The organism is Plesiomonas sp. ISS29, from assembly GCF_056522795.1.
Genome location: NZ_JAWRZQ010000002.1, coordinates 1 through 5,062, shown reverse-complemented (window position 1 = coordinate 5,062; position 5,062 = coordinate 1). Strand labels below are relative to the sequence as shown.

General features: G+C 51.6%; 3 rRNA genes. All 3 read left to right on the top strand.

The annotated features are described in order from the left end of the window. Nucleotides 1–120: 120 nt before the first annotated feature. Nucleotides 121–3,027, top strand: a 23S ribosomal RNA gene (locus AC1HDJ_RS13425). Nucleotides 3,028–3,161: 134 nt separating this feature from the next. Next, a 5S ribosomal RNA gene (gene rrf, locus AC1HDJ_RS13420) occupies nucleotides 3,162–3,277 on the top strand. 171 nt (nucleotides 3,278–3,448) lie between these two features. Beyond that, nucleotides 3,449–4,991 (top strand): 16S ribosomal RNA (locus tag AC1HDJ_RS13415). Nucleotides 4,992–5,062: the final 71 nt, after the last annotated feature.

The window sequence follows — 5,062 nt, the reverse complement described above, 5'->3', positions numbered from 1 at the left end:
TCTTTAAAAATTTGGAAACAAGCTGATAAATAACTGAAGTTCTTAAGAACAAGCGTCTTGAGAAACTGGCATATGACCAGTTTAGTACTTTCATCAATCTGAAATAATTTTGGGTTGTATGGTTAAGTGACTAAGCGTACACGGTGGATGCCTTGGCAGTCAGAGGCGATGAAGGACGTGCTACCCTGCGAAAAGGGTTGGTGAGCTGGGATGAAGCGCTATTAACCAACCATGTCCGAATGGGGAAACCCACCTAAGATAACTTAGGTATCGTTAAGTGAATACATAGCTTAACGAGGCGAACCGGGAGAACTGAAACATCTAAGTACCCCGAGGAAAAGAAATCAACCGAGATTCCGTTAGTAGCGGCGAGCGAACGCGGAGCAGCCCAGAGTCAACATCAGCCAGTGTGTTAATGGAACGGCCTGGAAAGGCCGGCGATACAGGGTGATAGCCCCGTACATGAAAGTGCACTGGTTGTGAGCTCGATGAGTAAGACGGGACACGTGGTATCCTGTTTGAAGATGGGGGGACCATCCTCCAAGGCTAAATACTCCTGACTGACCGATAGCGAACCAGTACCGTGAGGGAAAGGCGAAAAGAACCCCTGTGAGGGGAGTGAAATAGAACCTGAAACCGTGTACGTACAAGCAGTAGGAGCACCTTCGTGGTGTGACTGCGTACCTTTTGTATAATGGGTCAGCGACTTATATTCTGTAGCAAGGTTAACCGAATAGGGGAGCCGTAGGGAAACCGAGTCTTAATAGGGCGCTTTAGTTGCAGGGTATAGACCCGAAACCCGGTGATCTAGCCATGGGCAGGTTGAAGGTTGGGTAACACTAACTGGAGGACCGAACCGACTAATGTTGAAAAATTAGCGGATGACTTGTGGCTGGGGGTGAAAGGCCAATCAAACCGGGAGATAGCTGGTTCTCCCCGAAAGCTATTTAGGTAGCGCCTCGGACGAATACCTACGGGGGTAGAGCACTGTTTGGGCTAGGGGGTCATCCCGACTTACCAACCCCATGCAAACTCCGAATACCGTAGAGTACTATCCGGGAGACACACGGCGGGTGCTAACGTCCGTCGTGAAGAGGGAAACAACCCAGACCGCCAGCTAAGGTCCCAAAGTCATGGTTAAGTGGGAAACGATGTGGGAAGGCTCAGACAGCTAGGATGTTGGCTTAGAAGCAGCCATCATTTAAAGAAAGCGTAATAGCTCACTAGTCGAGTCGGCCTGCGCGGAAGATTTAACGGGGCTAAACCATGCACCGAAGCTGCGGCAATGACGTTTAGGCGTTATTGGGTAGGGGAGCGTTCTGTAAGCGGTAGAAGGTGTGCTGTGAGGCATGCTGGACGTATCAGAAGTGCGAATGCTGACATAAGTAACGATAAGGGGAGTGAAAAACTCCCCCGCCGGAAGACCAAGGGTTCCTGTTCAACGTTAATCGGAGCAGGGTGAGTCGACCCCTAAGGCGAGGCTGAAAAGCGTAGTCGATGGGAAACGGGTTAATATTCCCGTACTTGTGGTGACTGCGAAGGGGGGACGGAGAAAGTTAGGCTATCCGGGCGACGGTTGTCCCGGTTTAAGCGTGAAGGTGGGAAGACTAGGTAAATCCGGTTTTCTGCATAACACTGAGGCGTGATGACGAAGCACTACGGTGCTGAAGTAGCTGATACTACGCTTCCAGGAAAAGCCTCTAAGCATCAGGTCACCAGAAATCGTACCCCAAACCGACACAGGTGGTCAGGTAGAGAATACTCAGGCGCTTGAGAGAACTCGGGTGAAGGAACTAGGCAAAATGGTGCCGTAACTTCGGGAGAAGGCACGCTGACGGTAGGTGAAGTCCCTTGCGGATGGAGCTGAAGTCAGTCGAAGATACCAGCTGGCTGCAACTGTTTATTAAAAACACAGCACTGTGCAAACACGAAAGTGGACGTATACGGTGTGACGCCTGCCCGGTGCCGGAAGGTTAATTGATGGGGTTAGCGCAAGCGAAGCTCTTGATCGAAGCCCCGGTAAACGGCGGCCGTAACTATAACGGTCCTAAGGTAGCGAAATTCCTTGTCGGGTAAGTTCCGACCTGCACGAATGGCGTAATGATGGCCAGGCTGTCTCCACCCGAGACTCAGTGAAATTGAAATCGCTGTGAAGATGCAGTGTACCCGCGGCAAGACGGAAAGACCCCGTGAACCTTTACTATAGCTTGACACTGAATATTGAGCCTTGATGTGTAGGATAGGTGGGAGGCATTGAAACGTGAACGCCAGTTTGCGTGGAGCCGACCTTGAAATACCACCCTTTAATGTTTGATGTTCTAACGTGGTCCCGTAATCCGGGATGCGGACAGTGTCTGGTGGGTAGTTTGACTGGGGCGGTCTCCTCCTAAAGAGTAACGGAGGAGCACGAAGGTTGGCTAATCCTGGTCGGACATCAGGAGGTTAGTGCAATGGCATAAGCCAGCTTAACTGCGAGACGGACAGGTCGAGCAGATACGAAAGTAGGTCATAGTGATCCGGTGGTTCTGCATGGAAGGGCCATCGCTCAACGGATAAAAGGTACTCCGGGGATAACAGGCTGATACCGCCCAAGAGTTCATATCGACGGCGGTGTTTGGCACCTCGATGTCGGCTCATCACATCCTGGGGCTGAAGTTGGTCCCAAGGGTATGGCTGTTCGCCATTTAAAGTGGTACGCGAGCTGGGTTTAGAACGTCGTGAGACAGTTCGGTCCCTATCTGTCGTGGGCGTTGGATGATTGAGGGGGGCTGCTCCTAGTACGAGAGGACCGGAGTGGACGTATCTCTGGTGTTCCGGTTGTCACGCCAGTGGCATTGCCGGGTAGCTAAATACGGAAGAGATAAGCGCTGAAAGCATCTAAGCGCGAAACTTGCCCCGAGATGAGTCATCCCTGAGGCCTAGAGCCTCCTAAAGGGTTGTTGGAGACTACGACGTAGATAGGCAGGGTGTGTAAGCGTAGCGATACGTTGAGCTAACCTGTACTAATTGCCCGTGAGGCTTAACCATACAACGCCAAAGTTATGTTGGACGATGAAGTTCAGACGATGTTTTTGAGAGCAAAACAGAATTTATCAGTGCGTTTTCAGATTTAGCGTAATGGCCATGAAATGGCGGTTATGTAAATAGAATAGAAGAATTTGCCTGGCGGCGATAGCGCGGTGGTCCCACCTGACCCCATGCCGAACTCAGCAGTGAAACGCCGTAGCGCCGATGGTAGTGTGGGGTCTCCCCATGCGAGAGTAGGGAACTGCCAGGCATCAAATAAGTAAGAAGCCCATCCGAAAGGATGGGCTTTTTGCGCTGCTCTTTAAAAAATTAATCAGACAATCTGTGTGGGCACTCGTTGAAGACGCTGACTATCCAAAAGATACTTAGTTAAACGAGTGACTGACAATTTATTTGCTAGTTATTTCGAGCGACAAACTTTAAATTGAAGAGTTTGATCATGGCTCAGATTGAACGCTGGCGGCAGGCCTAACACATGCAAGTCGAGCGGTAGCACAAAGAAGCTTGCTTCTTGGGTGACGAGCGGCGGACGGGTGAGTAATGCCTGGGGATCTGCCCGATAGAGGGGGATAACTACGGGAAACTGTAGCTAATACCGCATAATGTCTACGGACCAAAGTGGGGGCTCTTCGGACCTCATGCTATCGGATGAACCCAGGTGGGATTAGCTAGTTGGTGGGGTAATGGCTCACCAAGGCGACGATCTCTAACTGGTTTGAGAGAATGACCAGTCACACTGGAACTGAGACACGGTCCAGACTCCTACGGGAGGCAGCAGTGGGGAATATTGCACAATGGGGGAAACCCTGATGCAGCCATGCCGCGTGTGTGAAGAAGGCCTTCGGGTTGTAAAGCACTTTCAGCGAGGAGGAAAGGGAGCAGCTTAATACGCTGCTGCTATGACGTTACTCGCAGAAGAAGCACCGGCTAACTCCGTGCCAGCAGCCGCGGTAATACGGAGGGTGCAAGCGTTAATCGGAATTACTGGGCGTAAAGCGCACGCAGGCGGTTTGTTAAGTCAGATGTGAAATCCCCGCGCTCAACGTGGGAACTGCATTTGAAACTGGCAAGCTAGAGTCTTGTAGAGGGGGGTAGAATTCCAGGTGTAGCGGTGAAATGCGTAGAGATCTGGAGGAATACCGGTGGCGAAGGCGGCCCCCTGGACAAAGACTGACGCTCAGGTGCGAAAGCGTGGGGAGCAAACAGGATTAGATACCCTGGTAGTCCACGCTGTAAACGATGTCGATTTGGAGGTTGTGCCCTTGAGGCGTGGCTTCCGGAGCTAACGCGTTAAATCGACCGCCTGGGGAGTACGGCCGCAAGGTTAAAACTCAAATGAATTGACGGGGGCCCGCACAAGCGGTGGAGCATGTGGTTTAATTCGATGCAACGCGAAGAACCTTACCTACTCTTGACATCCACAGAACTTTCCAGAGATGGATTGGTGCCTTCGGGAACTGTGAGACAGGTGCTGCATGGCTGTCGTCAGCTCGTGTTGTGAAATGTTGGGTTAAGTCCCGCAACGAGCGCAACCCTTATCCTTTGTTGCCAGCGCGTGATGGCGGGAACTCAAAGGAGACTGCCGGTGATAAACCGGAGGAAGGTGGGGATGACGTCAAGTCATCATGGCCCTTACGGGTCAGGGCTACACACGTGCTACAATGGCATATACAAAGGGCGGCAAGCTAGCGATAGTGAGCGAATCCCATAAAGTATGTCGTAGTCCGGATTGGAGTCTGCAACTCGACTCCATGAAGTCGGAATCGCTAGTAATCGTAGATCAGAATGCTACGGTGAATACGTTCCCGGGCCTTGTACACACCGCCCGTCACACCATGGGAGTGGGTTGCAAAAGAAGTAGGTAGCTTAACCTTCGGGGGGCGCTTACCACTTTGTGATTCATGACTGGGGTGAAGTCGTAACAAGGTAACCGTAGGGGAACCTGCGGTTGGATCACCTCCTTACCTGCGATACCAGCCTTTGGCTGAGTGCTCACACAGATTGTTTGTTTGTCTTTGCGAAAGCGAAGAGAAAG